This is a genomic window from Actinomadura violacea, from assembly GCF_017573465.1.
Taxonomy (GTDB): domain Bacteria; phylum Actinomycetota; class Actinomycetes; order Streptosporangiales; family Streptosporangiaceae; genus Spirillospora; species Spirillospora violacea.
Genome location: NZ_JAGEPF010000003.1, coordinates 18,448 through 36,164, shown reverse-complemented (window position 1 = coordinate 36,164; position 17,717 = coordinate 18,448). Strand labels below are relative to the sequence as shown.

The window sequence follows — 17,717 nt, the reverse complement described above, 5'->3', positions numbered from 1 at the left end:
ACCCTTGATGCAGACCGGGCGGGCGATGGCGATCGCCACCATGGTGTCGAGAGTCACCGGGTTCGTCCGCACGATGGTCCTAGTCGCCGCGCTCGGGCTGGGCACGCGGCTGCTGGATGCCTACACCGCGGCCAACGTCACCCCGAACACGATCTACGAGCTGGTGATGGGCGGGGCGGTGGCCAGCGTGGTCGTGCCGCTGCTGGTGCGCACCGCCGCAGACGACAGCGTCGATGGCGACCTGTTCGCGCAGCGGCTGCTGTCCCTGGTGGTCTACGGCCTGGGCGTGGTGGTCATCGTGACCGTCATCGCCGCCCCGCTCATCGTGCAGGTGTACGTTCCCGGGTTCACCCCGCCCGAGCGGCAGCTGGCGATCGTGTTCACCCGGTTCTTCATGCCCCAGATCCTCTTCTACGGGGTGAGTGCCACCCTGGCCGCCGTGTTGAACGCGCGCTCGCGTTTCGTCGCACCGATGTGGGCCCCGGTCGCCAACAACCTCATCGTCACCGCGACCGCCCTGGTCTTCCTGTTGATCGGCGGCACAGGGCATCTGGAGGCGCTCACCACGGGTCAGATGCTGCTGCTGTCGATCGGCACCAGCGGCGGTGTCGCCGCGCAGATGGCGGTGCTGGCCGTGGCCGGCCGGCGGGCCGGGTTCCGGCTGCGCTTGCACGCTGACCCGCGCGGTATCGGTGTCCGGGCGATCGCCGTCATGGCGGGTTGGACGATCGCCTCGGTGGCGGCCTCGCAGGCGGTGTTCATCGTCAGCACCCGTCTGGCCTCCCAGGCCGGGCAAGGCGCCGTCGCCATCTACTCCAACGCCTACACCCTGTTCCAGCTGCCGTACGCCGTCATCGCGGTCACCGTCATCACCGGCGTGCTGCCGCGGATGAGCCGGGCGGCCGCCGACCGCGACCTCGCCCGGATCACCGCCGATCTGTCCCGGAGCCTTCGCCTGACCAGCGTGGCCATGGCCCCCGTCGCCGCGGCCCTGATCGTGCTCGGCCCGCTGCTGACCGGCGTGCTGTTCGACCACGGCAACGCCGCACCGGCCGCGGCCCACCTCACCGGATCGGTCCTGGCCGCCTACGGCCTGGCCCTGGTCCCGTTCGCCGGGTACCAGATCATGCTGCGCGTCTTCTACGCCCTGGGAGACACGCGCACTCCCGCCCTGGTCAGCACTGCCGTGTCCGCCACCACCATCGCGGCCAGCCTCATCGTTGCCCACCTCGTGGACGGTCCGGACCTGGTGATCGCCCTGGCCGGCTGCACCGCCCTCGCCTACGCCCTCGGCCTGGCCGTCACCGCGCAGCTGCTGCGCGGCCGGCTCGGCCGCGTCGACGGGCACCGGCTCCTGAACACCCACACCCGGACACTGGCCGCCGCCGCCATCGCCGCCACCGGCGCAGCCCTCATCACCCAGGCACTCAGCCCCGCCTTCGGCACAGGACCGACCGGCGCACTCACCATCATCAGCGCGGCTACAGCAATCGGAGCCGGCCTCTACGCTCTCACCGCGCACCTGCTGGGACTCGGCGAGCTCAAAGAGCTCACATCGATGATCCGGCCCACTTGACCTCCGTCTGGGTGGGCTACGCCCGTGCTCGACCGACGAGCGGGACGTCGTCGTCCAGACAAAGCGAACGTTCCAACCGGATACTGATCCAAGATCATTCTCAGCGCCAACGGCTGTCCGTAGGTACCTCGGCCTCGGGGAACATCGGTACAGCGGTTATCGGTGAGAACGATCTTGGTCAGGGCATGAGGGTGCTGACGCGGTTCTCGTACTCGGGACGGGCCTTGCGCTGGGCCGGGACTGCGGGGGAGGACCTGGCTGCCGCCGAGCGCACACCCCGGTCGCCTCCCACGGCGGCGAAGAACACCCGGTTCCGCCCCGCGAGGCGGGGGAGCGTCCGTACAGTGACGCTATGGACATGAGCTGGGTCAAAGACGGTGTGCGCTACACCCTGAAAGTGGTCGAGCACCCGGACTGGACGGCGCTGTCCGAATCGAGCACTCCCGGCGTGCTCCGAGCCCTGCTGCGCGGGACCGGCAACAAAATCGTCGGTCACGCGGGCCTGCGCTCCGCGACCGGTGTTGTCGCGGGCGTCGCCGCGGTGTCGGCGACGGTGGGCGGTGGGCTGGTGTACGCGGGCATGAAGCTCAAGAGCCATCTGGACGACCGCAAGGCCGAACGCGAAGAGGTGCCCGCGGGCGCCGCCGGGCAGACGGCCGCGAGCGCCGATGTGGTCGAGGTCGAGGAGACGGCCGTAACCGAGACTCGGCGACTGCGCGCTGTGTGAGCGTCAGGCGAAGCGCTGACGCGGGTGCAGATCCGCATGACGGCCCTCGGGGAGTATCCGAACGGAAATTAGCGGTAGCCGCTGACCCGGATCATGGTCCGGTCGGGATGAGGGCACTGACCCGGTTCTCGTACTCGCGGCGGGCCTTGCGCTGGGCCGGAACGGCGGGGGCGCCCTGGACGCCGTCGAGCGGCTGGCAGCGGGCGAGGAGCCCTCGGTGCACGGCGGGGACGGCGCCGACGCGCAGGGTGTAGCCCTGGCCGCGCCGTACGGTCACGCCCTGGTCGAGCGCCGCCCGCTCGGCGGGCTCCAGCTCGGTGGTGCGGAGGTAGTCGGCGACCTTGCCGGGCATGTCGAGGACGACCGGCAGCTCCGGGGCCGGGACGCCCGGGTCGCCAGCCGTGTGCTCGGGCAGGAGATCGGCGACGGCGGTGCGGATCGCGCCGCGGCTGACGCCGTGGTCGCGCGCGAGGGCGGCGATGGACCGGCCCTCCAGGTACGCGGTGCGTACGTCGGCGGTCTGCGCGGCTGCGACGGCGGGTCGGCGTCCGCCCTTGCTGCCCTTGGCCTCGGCGGCGCGCAGTCCGTCGTAGGTCAGCTCGCGTTGGAGGTCGCGCTGGAGTTCGCCGGCGGCGGCGAGGGTCTGCACCATGAACTTCACGGTGGACAGCAGCTCGCCGGTGCGCGGGTGGCGGGCGGTGAGGTCCATCGCGGAGAACGCGCCGTCGTGGATGCGCAGCGCGAGGCGGTCGCGGTGCAGGACGTCGAGCACGTCGAGGATGTGCTGGTTGCCGCGCACGAGGCGGAACATCTCGGAGATGTGCACGGTGTCACCCGGCCGCGCGTACGTCAGCAGCTCGCCGAACTTCGGGCGCTGGAGCGGGTGGAGACGGCTGGAGGTACCCGGCTCCTCCTCGAAGACGACCGGGTCCTCGATCCCGGCCTCGGCCAGGACGAGGTCCTACCGGGCGGTCGACTGCTGGTCCGTCGAGACCCGCTTGTAGACCAGGTTCGCCACCGAAGGGGCCCCTTCCGTACGGAGGATCGGACCCTACCTGTCGTCAAACCCCGTCAGCAATCACCATCGGATCTGATTGGATTCGCGCCGCCTCGAACCCCCAGATTTCCCGGGTTCATTGGACGCGCCGCCTCCCTGTCGTCAAACGATCGTTTGACGACAGACGGGAAGCCGGGGAGGACGACCTGACGGCTCGGATCACGGCCTGTCAAAACTTCTGACGGCAATACCGGTTTCCTGGTCCGCTCCTACTCGGCCCCCGATACCGCCGCGGGGCTGCCTGATGCTGGGGGTTGCTCGCCGGAGCCGCTGCGGAGAAGGTACTGGTCGTTCATTGAGGGCTCCGCCCCCGCCTGAGTCAGCGTCACTCGGTCTCACTTCAAGCGTCGTTGCTCTCGATGCTGTTGGGGACGGCGTTGGGGAGGAGGACGACCTTGCCCAGAGGGTGGTCGTGTTCCAGGTGGGTGAAGGCCGCCCGGACCTCTCCCAGCGGGTGGGTCCGACTGATCGGCACCTCGATCCGGCCGGCCGCCGTCAGTTCGGCCAACTCGGTCAGCACCGCCCGGCTGGTGCCCTCGGCACTGCCCTGTGCCCGGGCGCCGAGCGCGGCGGCGACGCCGTAGTCGAGCGTGTTGACCCTGCGCGGCGGCACCCCCAGGGAGAGCGCGATCCGCGGGTAGCCGCCGCCGTGGAAGTCGAGGAAGGCGTGCGCCGTGCCGGCCCCGTCGTCCTCGATCGCCCGGCGGAGGCGTTCGGTGACTTCACTCCCGTAGTGGACGAGGGTGGCGCCCTGGGACTCCAGCCAGTCCCGGTGCCGCGGGGAGGCGATCGCGACCACGTGCGCCCTGCGCAGGCGCAGGAGTTGGACGGCGATGGTGCCGACCCCGCCGGTGGCCCCGCTGACCATGACCGTCTCGCCGGCCCTCGCATCGACAGCGGTGACCGCTGCCCAGGCGGTACTGCCCGCGACGTAGAGGGCGCCTGCGGCGGTCCAGGGGAGCCCGTCGGGCTTGCGGACGAGCTGGTCGTGCGGGACGACGACGTACTCGGCGTGGCTGGACCGCTCCCAGGACCAGCCGAGAACCGGGTCCCCGGGCGCCCAGCCGGTCACTGCGGCCCCGGTCGCGGCGACGGTTCCGGCGAGGTCGCTGCCCTGTCCGGAGGGGAACCGCTCGTGCAGGGCCCCGGTACGGATCTTGGCCTCGCCCGGGTTGATCCCGGTGGCCCGCACCTGTACCAGCACGTCGCGTGGGCCCAGCGGACGCGGTTCGACGTCCTCGACGCCGAGCACGTCGATGTCTCCGTAGCGGTGGAAACGTACGGCTTTCACGGGCGTCCCTCCGGCTGGATATGGCTGTTGATGAAGGCGGCGACCTGGTCGAGGGCCTGCGCCGCCTCGTCGACGAGCGGGGCGAAGCCCTGGAAGACGTGCGGCGCTCCGGGGAAGGTCCGCAGGGTGACCGGGACGTCGGCGTGGGCGGCCCGGGCGGCCAGCCGCAGGGCGTCGTCGAGCAGGATCTCCCGGCCGCCGGCCTGGATCAGCAGCGGCGGCAGTCCGCGCAGATCGGCGTGCAGCGGGCTGGCCAGCGGGGTGCGTGGATCCGCCCCGGCGAGGTAGTCGGCGGCCCTGGTCTGAAGGGCCCGGCGGGTGAGCGCCGGATCCGCGTCGGCCCGGGTGATCATGGTGCCGCCGGACTGGGTGAGGTCCGTCCATGGGGACAGGACGGTCGCGGACGACGGCTGCGGCAGCCCCGCGTCCCGGATCGCCAGCAGCAGAGCGAGGGCGAGGCCGCCGCCGGCCGATTCGCCGGTCACCGCGATCGAGCTGGCCGGGACGCCTCGGTCGAGCAGCGCCCGGTAGGCGGCCAGCGCGTCGTCCACCGCGGCCGGGAAGGGATGTTCGGGGGCGAGCCGGTAGTCGACGGACAGCGCGGTGGCCGCGGTGCGCCGGGCGATCTCAGAGACCAGGCCGACGCTGGCGGCGGCGGAGCCGATCGCATAGGCGCCGCCGTGGAAGTACAGCACGGTGGAGGCAGTCGGCACTGCGTCGCCGGCACGCACCTCGACGGCGGGTACCCCGCCCAGGTCGGTGGTCCGGGTGCGGACGTCGCCGGGCACCGGCGCGGCGCCAAGTATCTCGTCGAAGACGCGGCGCATCTTCGCCACGTCGCCGCCCAGGTCCAGCGGCGAATTCAACAAGAGGTCGGAGACCGAGTCCAGCTGACTGCGGGTCATGTCGTCGTTTCCTTGCGAGGTGAGGTGATGTGGTCGGTTACGGAACGGGTGCGGGGCGGCCTACACCTGGGCGACGTGCAGGACCTCCTCGAAGCCCATGCGCCGCACGAAGTCCGCGCGCGCCTCCAGCACGGCGGAGTTGGCCTGTTCGACCAGGGAGTTGGTCAGGTCCACCACGCTGCGGAAGGGGCGCGCGCCGAAGGGCAGGGACAGGATCCTGGTGATCTCCTCGGCGACGGCCGAGGGGTCTGCCTGCGTGCCCGGGGTGAACAGACTTTCCGTGGCCTGCTCATTGCGAGCGACCAGCGGGTCCAGTGCCCGGTAGCCGGCGGTGACACCGGTGGCGTCCATGGGCCGTCCCGCTTTGGGGAAGTGGTCGGTGCCCTGGGTGAAGGCTCCCGGCATGACGATCACCGTCTCGATGCCGAGCGGGGCCACCTCGTAGGAGGTCACCAGGGCCAGCGAGTCCATCGCCGCCTTCGAGACCACGTACGGACCGAGGAACGGCGGTGTGGTCACCGGGATGGTGCTGCCCACGTAGAGGAGGGTGCCGCTGCCCTGCCCGCGCAGGTGTGGCAGCGCGGCGCGGTTGAGCCGTTGGGCGCCGAGGGTGTTGACGTCGACCAGGTGGGCGATCTCCTCGGCGGTGAACGCCTCGACGTAGCCGGTGACCAGGTGCCCGGCATTGTGGATGACGACGTCGAGCGCCCCCGCATCGTCGAGCACGGCCGCCACCGCGCGGTCGGCGGACTCCTGCGAGGCGACGTCGAGTTCGATCACGTTCAGGTCGAGCCGCTCGGCCTCGGCCAGGCGGTGCAGTTCCTCGGCGGGGGCGGCGTTGCGGGTTGCGGGGGCGCGCATCGAGGCATGGACGCGGTGACCGGCCCGGGCCAGGGCTCGCGCGGTCAGGTTGCCGATACCGGTGGCGGCACCCGTGATGAGCACAGTCGACATGGTGGGTCTCCTATCGGAGGAGTGAAGGGGAGGAACGGAGAGGGAGAAGAGAGGCGGACGTGGTGGAGAGGATCAGGCGATGCCGCCGTTGCTGAACAGCACCTGGCCGTTGATCCAGCGGCCGGCGGGGCCGGCCAGGAAGGAGACGCCCTCGGCGATGTCCTCGGGGGTGCCGAGCCGCTCCAGGGGTGCGGCGGCGGCGATCCGGGCGATCAGCTCCTCGCTCTTGCCCTCGACGAACAGCGGTGTCGCGGTCGGCCCGGGGGCCACCGCGTTGACGGTGACATCCTGGCCGCGTAGCTCGCGTGCCAGGATCAGGGTCATGGCCTCGACCGCGCCCTTGGTTGCCGCGTAGCCGCCGTAGTCGGGCTGCTGGAGCCGGGTCACCGAGGTGGAGAAGTTGATCAGCGCGCCGCCGGGGCGCAGCCTGCGGGCCGCGAGCTGGGAGACCACGAAGGTCCCGCGGACATTGACCCGGTGCATACGGTCGAAGGCTTCCAGCTCCATCTCGGCGAGCGGGGCCAGCAGCATGATCCCTGCGGTGTTGACGACCACGTCGACGCCCCCGAAACGTTCCTCCACCGCGTCGAAGAGCCTGGTCATCTCCGTCGGCTCGGCGACGTCGCCGGGCAGGGCCACCGCCGTGCCGCCGGCTGCGGTGACCGACTCGACGATCGCCTCGGCCTTCGCCACGCGGCCTGCGTAGTGGACGACGACGGCCATGCCGTCCGCGGCCAGCCGGCGCGCAACCGCGCCGCCGATACCGCCCGAGCCGCCGGTCACCACGGCCACCCTGGGCCGGCTGGATCCGTTCTGCGATACCGCGTTGTTCATCACTGCTCCTGATCCGGCGTCCGGGCGGACGCCTGGCACTGTGCGAGTTCGCAGGCGATTCGCCCGGCGACGGGATCAACCCTCCACCGCCTGCGAATATTTGTCCAATGCATCCTTTGGATGTAAATTATTCGTATGGTGCATATTGAACGGGTCGACCTCAATCTGCTGGCTCCGCTGGCCGCGCTGCTGGAGGAGCGGCATGTCTCGCGCGCCGCCGAAGTCGCCGGAATGAGCCAGCCGGCGATGAGCCGGGCCCTGCAGCGGCTGCGGGACACCCTCGGCGACGAGCTGCTGGTGCGCACGCCGGGCGGGTACCGGCTCACCCCGCGGGCCGAGCGCGTCCAGCGTCAGCTGCGGGCAGTCCTGCCGCGGCTGGAGAGCCTGTTCGCCCCGGAGGAGTTCGACCCCGCCGAGGCCGCCGAGACCTTCCGGGTCGCGGGCACCGACTTCACCCAGGTGTTCGCGCCCGCGATCTTCCAGCGTGTGTTCCGGGAGTCACCGCGCTCAACCCTGCACTTCCGCACCTGGCACGACGCCATCTACGAGGACCTCGACCGGGGGGTCGTCGACCTGGTGTTCTTCGCCAGATCAACGCCACTCCCCACCCTGCACACCGAACATCTCCTCGACGACCGGTTCGTCTGCGTGCTCTCCGCCGACCACCCGCTCGCCGAACGTCCGGCGATCACCCTGGAGGAGTACCTGGACGCCACCCATGTCATCGTCGGCACCATCGGCGAGCGCCAGACCGCGATCGAGCAACGCCTGGAAGACCTCGGAGAGCACCGCCGGGCCGGACTGACCGTCCCTTACCATTCCCTGGCCCTGCGCTCGGTCCCGGGCACCCGGCTGATCCTCACACTGCCCGCGCGGCTGCTCGCAGAGCAACACCCGGACCCCGGCATCCGCATCCTGCCCGCTCCCGAGGAAATCCGGCCACTGGGCTACCAGATGGCCTGGCACCCCCGGCTCGACGGCGACCCGGCGCAGCGCTGGCTGCGGAATGCCATCCGCGCCATCGCCTCCGAACTGCCGGAGCCGACCCAGCACTAGCGACTGGTTCCTGCTCCCCTGTGTGGTGCTGCCTTGGGCCGTCGAGCAGTACGACGCCGCGCTGGTGCCCACCTGCTGACGCCTCGGCTTCAGTCGGCCGCCGACTCGTCCTGGTCCTCGTCCAGCTCCGGCGCGTCTGGGTCGCGCAGCGGGCGCAGGGCGCCGGCGGCCGGGGTCGAGGCGGTGAAGCTGTAGCGGCCGAGCAGGTTCAGGTTGCGGTGCTTGAGCGGGGAGAGCCGGGCGATGTCCTCGTCCCGGATCTCGTGGCCCTCGGCTTTCAGCTGGGCGACGGCGGCGTCGATGTAGCGGGTTGTCCAGAGCACGATGGCGTTGAGGACCAGGCCGAGCGCGCCGAGCTGGTCCTCCATGCCGTCGCGGTACGCCTGGTGAATCGTGCCGCGCTTGCCGTGGCACACGTCCCTCGCCAGCTTGTGGCGGGACTCCTGCACGGTGAGCTGCCGGTTCATCTGCCGCCGGTAGGTGTCGTCGACCGGGTCGACCACGCGCAACAGGTGCTCGGTCTTGGCGATCCGCCCGTACTCGGCGAATGCCGCCCCGAGCGGGGTAGGCCGGCCGTCACGGCCGAACATCCGCAGCAGGTCGTAGGCGCGGACCTGATTGGTGACCAGGGAACCCGCGACCTTCAGCATGTCCGGCCAGTGCGTGATCACCTTGTTCAGGTTCACGCGGTTGCGGGCCAGGTTCTCCACTGCGCCGTAGGTGCCCGTCTCGACGCCGGGCATGGCGGCCCGCCAGAACCGCTGGTCGTCCAGGTCGCGGAACCGCGGGCTGAAGTTGTAGCCGAGGATCTTGAACAGGCCGAACACCATGTCGGAGTACGAGGCGTTGTCGGTTGCCACCATCTCCGGCTTGACCCCGCCGTCGAGGTTCAGCAGGGCGTCCAGGATGTGCAGGGAGTCGCGCGGGGTGCCGGGCACGACCATCTGCCCGATGCCCGCGACCTGGTCGTTGACGGCGTTGAGCCAGGTGATGCCCCGCTTGAAGCGAAGTACTTCGGCGACGGGGCGGCGTTGATGGTGCGCACCGGCACCTGGAAGCGCAGCCCCGTCTACGGAGGCCAGCAGCCCGTCGCCCCAGTAGCGCACGATCGGGATGTCGGCCTGGGCGGCGATGAGAGCTGCGTTCGCGACGGCGATGGTGTCGGCGCGCAGGTAGTACTGGTCGACGTGCACGAGCCGGGCCCGGGTCAGCGCCTCGTAGCCGGGGTTGACCACCGGGGCCAGGCCGATGTTGCACGCTTCCGACACCAGCAGCGCGACCACCGAGATGGGGCAGGTCCTTCATCCGGGTCGTGCCGTCGCCGAGGTGAACGAAGGCGTCGAGGAACCCGGTCCAGGCGTTCACCTCGAACAAGAGGTCCGGCAGGTCGATCTTCGGGAGCATCTTCTCGACCCGCTTGCGCAGCCAGGTCAGGGACTTCGGCTCGCCGAGCGCACCGAGCTTGTCGACGTTCAGCTTCACCCACCCGTCGTCCTGCACCTCAATGGAAACCTTCGCCGCCGGCCCCGCCTCCTCCAGCCGTTCGGCGAGCTGCTTCCACCTGGCGTCCAAGCCCCGCACCAGCTCCGCCAGGTGCTCCTGGACGGGCATGTCCAGGCTCAGGGCCGCCAGGACGTCCTCCTCGACCGCGTCCCAGTCGGGCCCGTCCAGCAGGCGGGCCCGCGGTTGGACCAGCGGTGCGACGGGGCGGCGAACACGTCGCGGTTGTTGAGGGCACGGTGCAGCTGCTCCAGTACGCACACCACGTACGCGTCCCGGTCCACCGCGCCCTGCGGCAGACCCGGGTTGGCGTACACCGCCTTGCGCCACGCCGGCGGCACGAGCTTGTCGTCCACCTCGCGCGGCAGCAGCGGCTTGACCCCCACCTTCCGCCGGGCCAGCGCCGGAAGGCCCCGGACCCCGGCCAGGACGCGTTTCCCGGCGCTCGCCGCGTCCAGCGCCTTCGACTCGCCCAGCAACGCGAGGAACGGGCGCACCGTGGCGTACCGGTTCGCGAGCGCGGCCCGCATGGCGACCTCGGCCGAGTTCTCGTCCTCGGGCACCAGGGTCACCACGGTGGCCGCCGCGGTCATCACGGCGGCGCGCGGGGCGACTTCCTCCACGGCTGCCCAGAGCGCGGCCACGTCAAGGTCCGTCTTCTGCTCCTCGACCAGTTCCAGCTCCTCGAACAGCACCTTCGCCGCTCGCGCGAGCACCCGCGACGCCTTCTCCAGCTGCGGCAGCGTCGATAGCCGCTCCTTCTCCGTCTTGCGCTTCGCCGTGTTCAGCAGCCGGGTGGCCATCAGGACCTGGAACAGGTCCAGGGCCTCATCGATCGCCTTCGCCTCCAAGTGCCGCATCACCGCGGTGAGCATCGCCGTGCGCTTGGGCTCCGCCGCCCGCTCCAGCAGCGGCGCCTTCGACCCCAGCGCGTACCGGGCCAGCGCCGCCATCCGGTTCGGCGGGATCTGTGACAGCCTCAGCCGTCCAAGCCGGTACGCGCCGATCTCGTCCACCCTCTCCAGCGCTCGGGCGAACGCCGTGCCCGTCGTCCGCGTCGGCGGCCGGCGCAGCCGCTCCAGCTCCGAGAACCGCGAGCCCTCCGGCGTCTTCAGCGTCGCCACCAGATCCCCGGGCAGCGCCGGGTCCGCGCGGCGGGCGGCGCCCGCGACCGTGGCGTGCAGCCGCTTCTCCGCGACCGTCCGCGCCTCCGCCACCTGCCGGGCCAGCACCGACACCCCGGGCAGCAGGACCCGGTGACTGCGCAGCCAGCCCACCGCGTGGTCGAACAGCGCCTTCGGGCCCTCGGCGTGCGTCCACGCCCGCCCGTGCAGGAACGTACGGAACCGCCGGCCCCACTCGGCGTCCTCGTAGGGGTGGTAGCCGTAGGCGTCCCGAATCTCCCACGCGTGGTCGTACAGCGTCTGACGCCGCTCCGTGTACCGCTTGACCACCGACGGGTCCTCGATGCCGATCTGCACGGCCAGGTGCTCGACCACCGGCCACGGCACAGCGAGCGGGTCCTCCAGGAACAGACCGACGTACCGAACCGTGCACATCTGGAGCGCGAAACCGAGCCGGTGATGCTCCGTCCGCCGCAGGGCGATCAGGTCCCGATCCACGTCATCCAGGAAGAAGAATCGCTCCAGCTCGGGCCGCGTCGGCTCCTCGGCGAACGTCCCGTACGCCTCGGCCTGCTCATCGCTCAGAAATTCCACCGGCACGAGCCGGACCGTAGCCAGCCCCGGGCTGGGCCCGGAGGCGTTTCACCGAACCCCAGCGGCAAAGTGGATCACTGTGCTAGACGATCATGATCGTTCTCACCGATAACCGCTGTACCGATGTTCCCCGAGGCCGTACCTCAACCCCGGGAACGCCGAGCTCAGTGGTGAGGAGCACTGTGCATCCGCCGACGTGGACAACCTCGACGGGCGCACGGTGCTCCCGGCGCGCCCCGGAGACGACTACTGCATCCGCACGCCAAGGTCGGCGAAGGGCACGTCCGGCGCAGTGGACCTGACCGCGGCGCCCACCAGGTCGCCGGGCGGAGTCTGTAGGCCGCCGGCGATGCTGACAATGGTCAGCAGGGACGGGTTTCGGCGCCTGTGTTCGCCTCGCCGGAATCCCCGCCTGCTCGCGCGCTGCGCGGACTGCCAAGCCGGAGACGGTGGCATCTACATCGCTCGCCCAAGACGCACCCTGACGGCAGCAGTCATTGGTCCGCCGCCTGGCCATCTTGCTTGGCTCTGGCTGGGGTGGCGGTGCGGTGGCCGGCGAGGATTCGGGTGAGGTCGGTGACGGGGGAGGAAGCGAGTTTGTGGTTGGTGTCGTCGTAGCCGCGGGTGGTGCGGGGGTCGGCGTGCCCGGCCAGATCCTGCACTTTGGCGAGCGGGACGTCATTGCCGAGCAGGGTGGTGATGACGGTGCGGCGGCCGCTGTGCGGGCTGAGCCGAGACGCGGCGGGGAGCCCGGCGAGTTCGGCCTGCCGGCGAAGGATGTTGGTGACGTCGCGCTGGGTGAGGCGTTTGTCGCCGGGTTTGGTCCGGTCGTAGGGGTGCGGGGTGGTCACCAGAAGTGGTCCGGGCGGCGTGACGCGGTCCGGGTGGCGACGGGCGCGGACTGAGAGGTAGGCGTCCAGGACGCGGCAGAGCTCGCCGTCGAGACGGACATAGTCGCGGCCATCAGGTCCCTTGCCCTTAACGCTGTGCCACAGCACCCGGTAACCGGCCTCGGTGTCCAGGTCGGTCAGGTCCGCGCCGGTGAACGCCGAGACGCGCAGCGCGGTGTAGAACAGCAGGGTGATTACGGCCGCGTCACGCCAGGCCGCTTCGGTGTCCAACTCGATGGCGCGGCCCTCTGCGGTGTCGAGCAACCGCGCGGTCTCGGTGACGCTGAGGGTGGGCGCCTTGCGCGCGGACGCGGTGATCTGCGCGCTGGTCGGCCGCTTCACCAGCAGCGTCGGGTTGCGGTCGGTGACATCGTTGGACTGCAGGTAGGTGTACCAGGAGGAGACGGCGGCGAGGCGCCGCGCCCGGGTCGCGGCGCTGGGCGGGCGCGAGTTGCCGCCGACGTTGACGGTCATGGACGCCGACCAGTCGTCGATATCGGCGCGGCGCGCCGAGCACGGTTCCAGCGCGGTGCGTGCGCAGTAGTCGAGCCAGCCGGCCAGGTCGCGGTAGTAGCCGCGGCGGGTGGCTTCGCTGTCCTGGCCGCGCAGCCAGGCGGCGGTCAGCAACCGCAGGCCGTACCGGTCGCCCGTGTCGTCAGGCGGCAGCGCGGGCAGCAGCGCGACGGCCTGCCCGATCGGATCGGCCGCCGCACCCGTCCCCGTCGTCGCCGCTTCCGCTGCAGTCTCCGAAGCCGGCGACCGGGCCGCCGCAACCGCCTCTGCGGGCAGCAGCGCCGTGGCTTCCAACGGGGCATCCGGAGCCGACGAGGGCCGCGGTTGGATGGTCATGCGCCCGCGCCCTTCGCAAGCGGCGTTACGGCACTCGGTGCAACAGCGCCGCTACCTGCAGTTCTGGCGCATTGAGTCACCGTCGGAATCTGCACCGAGCGCCGCGCTGAAGCACGCACAGCACCCCGCCCGGACGCCACCTGTCCGCACCCCGCATCGCCGCATGCTCGGCTCACGTCGCGCGCGACGCCGATCGCGCGTCGGCCGCCCCTGATGATCATGCACACCAGGATAACCGTCATTATCCCGGAGCCTCAAGGCTCTTGAGATTACGCGTTGCGCGTGTCGCGTTAACAATTAAGCGCGCCGTGCAGTGAAAATGGAGCTATGGTGAGCCGGTGAGCAGCGCGAACGAGGCCACCGACGAGCCTGCGACCACCACGGCGGCCACCGAACCTCCCGGCGAGCTCCCCGGGGTGCCGGGTGCCACACCGTCCGTGCCCGCTCCGGCGGGCTCCTCCGCCGTGAGGGGATCACCGGCGCAGCGCGGCGACCTGGCGGAGGGTGCGGCCGACCCCGCCTCGGAGGACGCTGAGCGCAGCGCGGAAGCCAAGGGCGAATCAGCCACCCAGGCGCCTACAACGGCGGGGGAGTGCGCCCTGGCCGGCTGCTCCGAACCGCTACCCGCGCGCGGCCGCGGCCGGCCCCCCAAGTACTGCAGCAAGGCCCACGCCGACCAGGCCAGCCGAGACCGGCGTGCCGCCGACGCCGCCTCGGTCGACGAACCGCTCCACCAGGCCGAGGCGCTCGCCCAGCGGGTGCCTGCGGCCATCAGCGCCTTGCAGGACCAGTTGACCGAGCTGAAGGACTTCCTCAACAAGGCCCAGGAGGGAGCCCTGGCCCGGGTGCAACGGGCCGAAGCCGAGGCGACCGCAGCCACACAGGCCGAAGCCGACGCCGACGCCCGCGCACTGGCTGCCGACAAGGCCCGCAAAGATGCGGTCGCCGACGCCGAGGCCGCCCGCACCGCTCAGCGGGCCGCCGAGCAGGCAGCGGCCCGCGACCGCGCGGACCTGGCACAGGTCCGCGCCGACACCACCGAGGCCATCGCCGCGCATCAGAGCGCCCGCGACTCCGCCCGTCAGGCTCAGGCCGCCGCCGAGGCCGCCCGCGACGCCAAGGCCGCCGAACTCCGCGACACGCGCAACGCCCACGAGCAGGAACGCGTCCGGTTCGAGGCCGCCGTCCGCGCGCAGGCCGACCGACTGCAGACACTCCAGAACGAGCTGGCCGACAGCACGGCAGCGCTAGCGACCGCACGGGAGGCACTGGCCACCGCTCATGGCGAAGCCCGCGCCCAGCAGACCAGGGCCGAGGCCGCCGAGCTGGCACGCGATGAGGCGATACGACAGGGACGCGAGGCCACCGCCCGCGCCGAAGCCGTGGAGCGTCGACAGCAAGCCCTCCAGGCCAGCGCCGACCAAGCGGCCAGGCAGGCCGCGCAGGAACTGGCGGCTGCGCAGAGTGCGATCGCCTCCCGTCAGGCGCTCTGCGACCGGCTCGAAACCGACCTGGCGGCCGCCCGCGCCGAAGCCGCCACGCAACGCGAACGCGCCGCGCGCGCCGAAGCCTCCCCGCCGCCCGACCGCCCGGCCGATGCCGACGCCCAGAGCAGCCACCACGACCGTGTGCCGAACGACTTCTACGCGCCTCCTCCCAGCACAAGCTGAGGAGACCCTGGCGGCTGCCCAGCACTTGGCCCGTACCGTCGGCGTTCCTCCTCTCGGCCGGGGGCAAGGAACTCTTCTCGCAGGCGGACGGTCAGAGAGAACCGCGGAAGCTGCAGGGTGCTCGGAAGGTTCGTAGAGAGGGCCTCGTCAAGGCCTGGATCGGGGCGGGTGATGTGGGCCAAGAGCCGACCGGAGGAAATGTACCTCTGTGCGATGGTGGTGACGGTGCGTGCTCGCAAAACCGGTCATTTGTGAGAACACGAAATTCACCATCGTCACACAGAGCTACCTTGGGGTCGGTGACACGGACCCGAGTGTCGGGTCTGTTGCAAGGGTTTCACTGTGATGGAAAAGGCCTTCTGCTCGTGCTGGCGGCTGTCCATGCTGACCGCGAGATGCGCCCCCATGGGGGCGCCAGTCGACATGGAAAGTTGGGCAGATCATGCGCGCAGGTACCCGGATCGCTGTAGCGGCGGCAAGCACGGTGGTCGCAGGAGCGACACTGATGATCCCGCTAGCGCCTTCGCAGGCGGCGGTCAATAGTCAGGCGCACAGCGTGACGGCCGCTGCCAGCAACGGAGTGCGCGAAGTACAGCTACGCGACCGCGTGCTTCGTGAAGCACGGAGACAAGATCTCGCTGTACGACGGGGGCTACACGACCGGCAACCCGACGTCGATGAAGTGGAGCAACTACCTGCGAACCCGCTCCGGAGCGTGGAAGTACTACCGAAAAGGTTCTCACTCCAGCTTCCGGCCTCTTAGCTGGGCGACCTGGAACTACAACTTCTACGAAGACCAGTCTGTGAACGCCTACGGGGGCAAGGGAAGCGGGATCCGCTTGTACGCGTGCACCAAGGAAGGCTGCTCGAAGTACATCTGGGTCCGCAACAACCAGTAGGCGGCGGAACACGAGCGACAAAGCCCCTCCAGGCCTAGGAGCTTGAGCAGCAACCGAACTGTCAGTGGCGTTAGCGAGCCGTGGAGGCGCGGGATATCGCCACTAGCGGTTCGGATGCGGGTGGTCGCCGGGTGCTCTGTTGGGAGCGTGCGGATGGACCCGCTGCGGGCGCGTCGGGGTCGCTGTGCAGAAAGAACTCAGCTGCCCGGTAGTAGGTGGAAGCGCGGAGGAGTCCGTCGCGTGCGCTGATGAGGTGGCTTGCGCGGGCCTCGGTCTCCAGGCGTTCGGCAGTGGAAAGCCAGGCATCGTGCCAGCTGTCGTAGTCGCCGGAGGTGACGCGGGCGGCGGTGGAGATGACTTCACCGACGTCCGAGCCGCCGTAAGACGGCCAAGCCGAGATTGCGCAGAGTCTCGACACCAGAACCGCTGATCGCCTGGGAATATCAACTACTCCATGGCATCTCTTTTTCAAGGAGGGCGCGGAAGGTTCGCGGGGGGCGACCTGTGATGCGCAGGACGGTGTCGGTGGTGCGGTCTTCGGAGCCCTCGGCGATGGCGCGGTCCATGCCGGCCAGCATCGCGGCGAACGTCGGCGGCATAAGCGCCGCGAGGCGGTCGCGCATTTGCTCGTAGGACAGATGGCGGTGGACCACGGGCCGGCCGGTGACCTCGGTGATGATCACGGCGACGTCGTCGTAGCTCAGCGCTTCCGGCCCGGTGAGGACGAGATCGGTGTTGGGAGCGTGCTCGTCGGTCAGTGCGTGGACGGCGACGGCCGCGATGTCCTCGGCGTCGACGAAACCGACCCGGCCGCTCCCGGCCGCGGTCCAGAGAGTGCCGTCTTCACGAAGGCTGAGGGCATGCCCGTGCGTGCCGGTGAAATTCTGCATGAACCAGGAGGGCCGCAGCACCGCCCACTGCTCGAACAGGCCGGGCAGGGCCCGGTGCACCGCCCCCACCGCCGGGCCGTCCTCGGGGATGGCCGAAGAGCTGAGGAGTACCGCGCGGTGCACGCCGGCGGTGCGGGCCCGATGGAGGAACGGCAGCATGACCGCCGCCGGGTCGGACTCGCCCAGGGGCGGTATGAGATAGACGCGGTCGACTCCGTCGAGGGCAGCGCTGTGGGTGGCGGGGTCGTACCAGTCGAAGCGGACCGGCTCCGCGCCGGGGAGCGGCGTGGCCTGACGGCTGGCCGCCTTGACGCGGTGGCCGGCGGCTGTCAGTTGCGCGGCGGTGCGCCTGCCGGTAGTGCCGGTGGCGCCGATGACCAATGTGGTGCCTGTGGCGGTCATCGGGCGCTCCCAGTGAAGTCGGTGCCGGATTCTAGGACGACGAGGGGGTTCCAGTAGTCGCGGTAGGTGGTGATGAGCCCGTCCTGAACGGTTACGACGGCGATGTAGGTCATGTCGAAGGGGCTGCCGGTCTCCACCAGGCGGCCGACACCGCGCATCTCGACCACGACGGTCTCCGGGTCGGTGGTCTGGTGGATCCGCAGGTCAGGAAAGTCGTGCAGGTCGATGTGGTCGGGGTAGTCGCGCATGTAGGCGGCGATGGCCTCCTTGCCCTCCAACCGCTCGGGCCAGCCCTGGGGGGCGAAGGGGAACTCCATGATGCCGTCCTCGGCCCACAGGCCGACCCAGGCGGGGATGTTCTTGTCCAGCAGCAGTCGGAGGCTGTTGCGGTACAGATCCGCTGGAGAGGTGTGTGCGGACACGGGTATCCTCCATCTCGTAAAATCCGGACTCTGGGTCCGGAACTTTCACGATACGGACCCGGGGTCCGCATCGCAAA

15 protein-coding genes are annotated in these 17,717 nt (G+C 70.5%); 5 read left to right on the top strand and 10 right to left on the bottom strand.

Annotated elements, in window-relative coordinates:
- The first annotated feature begins 7 nt into the window (after positions 1-7).
- Together murJ and J4709_RS04560 are read left to right on the top strand one after the other, a co-directional pair.
- Positions 8-1,576, top strand: a complete 1,569-nt coding sequence (gene murJ, locus J4709_RS04565; protein ID WP_232382999.1) for a murein biosynthesis integral membrane protein MurJ — start codon at positions 8-10, stop codon at positions 1,574-1,576.
- 352 nt (positions 1,577-1,928) lie between these two features.
- A complete protein-coding gene (locus J4709_RS04560) occupies positions 1,929-2,303 on the top strand; it encodes a hypothetical protein (protein ID WP_208237260.1) in 375 nt (124 codons plus the stop codon).
- Between the two features lie 91 nt (positions 2,304-2,394).
- Here J4709_RS04560 and J4709_RS04555 read toward each other — a convergent pair whose 3' ends face one another.
- From J4709_RS04555 to J4709_RS04535, 5 genes are all read right to left on the bottom strand, one after another.
- Entirely contained in the window at positions 2,395-3,240 is an 846-nt protein-coding gene (locus J4709_RS04555) for a recombinase family protein (RefSeq protein WP_307801015.1), read from the bottom strand.
- 460 nt (positions 3,241-3,700) lie between these two features.
- The gene (locus tag J4709_RS04550) at positions 3,701-4,651 is read right to left on the bottom strand and encodes an NADP-dependent oxidoreductase (RefSeq protein WP_208237258.1); all 951 of its coding nucleotides are present in this window, start codon (positions 4,649-4,651) and stop codon (positions 3,701-3,703) included.
- Entirely contained in the window at positions 4,648-5,556 is a 909-nt protein-coding gene (locus tag J4709_RS04545) for an alpha/beta hydrolase (RefSeq protein ID WP_208237257.1), read from the bottom strand. Before J4709_RS04545 ends, J4709_RS04550 begins: the two co-directional genes overlap by 4 nt.
- Before the next feature lie 60 nt (positions 5,557-5,616).
- A complete protein-coding gene (locus J4709_RS04540) occupies positions 5,617-6,510 on the bottom strand; it encodes an SDR family NAD(P)-dependent oxidoreductase (protein ID WP_208237255.1) in 894 nt (297 codons plus the stop codon).
- A 72-nt stretch (positions 6,511-6,582) separates the two neighbouring features.
- Positions 6,583-7,344 (bottom strand): SDR family oxidoreductase, encoded by a 762-nt coding sequence (locus J4709_RS04535; protein ID WP_208237253.1) that lies wholly within the window; start codon positions 7,342-7,344, stop codon positions 6,583-6,585.
- A 135-nt stretch (positions 7,345-7,479) separates the two neighbouring features.
- Between J4709_RS04535 and J4709_RS04530 the strand changes: the two genes are divergently transcribed.
- The gene (locus J4709_RS04530; protein WP_208237251.1) at positions 7,480-8,400 is read left to right on the top strand and encodes a LysR family transcriptional regulator; all 921 of its coding nucleotides are present in this window, start codon (positions 7,480-7,482) and stop codon (positions 8,398-8,400) included.
- 89 nt (positions 8,401-8,489) lie between these two features.
- Here J4709_RS04530 and J4709_RS52880 read toward each other — a convergent pair whose 3' ends face one another.
- The 3 genes from J4709_RS52880 to J4709_RS04520 form a co-directional block, all read right to left on the bottom strand.
- Positions 8,490-9,683, bottom strand: a complete 1,194-nt coding sequence (locus tag J4709_RS52880; protein WP_307800958.1) for a Tn3 family transposase — start codon at positions 9,681-9,683, stop codon at positions 8,490-8,492.
- 336 nt (positions 9,684-10,019) lie between these two features.
- A complete protein-coding gene (locus J4709_RS54480; RefSeq protein WP_307800957.1) occupies positions 10,020-11,624 on the bottom strand; it encodes a DUF4158 domain-containing protein in 1,605 nt (534 codons plus the stop codon).
- Positions 11,625-12,112: 488 nt separating this feature from the next.
- On the bottom strand, positions 12,113-13,315 hold the full coding sequence (locus J4709_RS04520) for a tyrosine-type recombinase/integrase (protein ID WP_208237249.1): 1,203 nt from the start codon (positions 13,313-13,315) through the stop codon (positions 12,113-12,115).
- Positions 13,316-13,695: 380 nt separating this feature from the next.
- On the opposite strand from J4709_RS04520, the gene J4709_RS04515 reads away from it, so the two are divergent.
- On the top strand, positions 13,696-15,027 hold the full coding sequence (locus J4709_RS04515) for a coiled-coil domain-containing protein (RefSeq protein WP_208237247.1): 1,332 nt from the start codon (positions 13,696-13,698) through the stop codon (positions 15,025-15,027).
- A gap of 614 nt (positions 15,028-15,641) precedes the next feature.
- A complete protein-coding gene (locus tag J4709_RS04510; protein ID WP_208237245.1) occupies positions 15,642-15,926 on the top strand; it encodes a hypothetical protein in 285 nt (94 codons plus the stop codon).
- A gap of 443 nt (positions 15,927-16,369) precedes the next feature.
- On the opposite strand, the gene J4709_RS04505 is transcribed toward J4709_RS04510, so the two are convergent.
- Both J4709_RS04505 and J4709_RS04500 read right to left on the bottom strand, forming a co-directional pair.
- Positions 16,370-17,218, bottom strand: a complete 849-nt coding sequence (locus tag J4709_RS04505; protein ID WP_208237243.1) for an NmrA family NAD(P)-binding protein — start codon at positions 17,216-17,218, stop codon at positions 16,370-16,372.
- On the bottom strand, positions 17,215-17,640 hold the full coding sequence (locus tag J4709_RS04500; RefSeq protein ID WP_208237241.1) for a nuclear transport factor 2 family protein: 426 nt from the start codon (positions 17,638-17,640) through the stop codon (positions 17,215-17,217). The genes J4709_RS04505 and J4709_RS04500 overlap by 4 nt, the downstream gene beginning before the upstream one ends.
- Between the last annotated feature and the right edge of the window lie 77 nt (positions 17,641-17,717).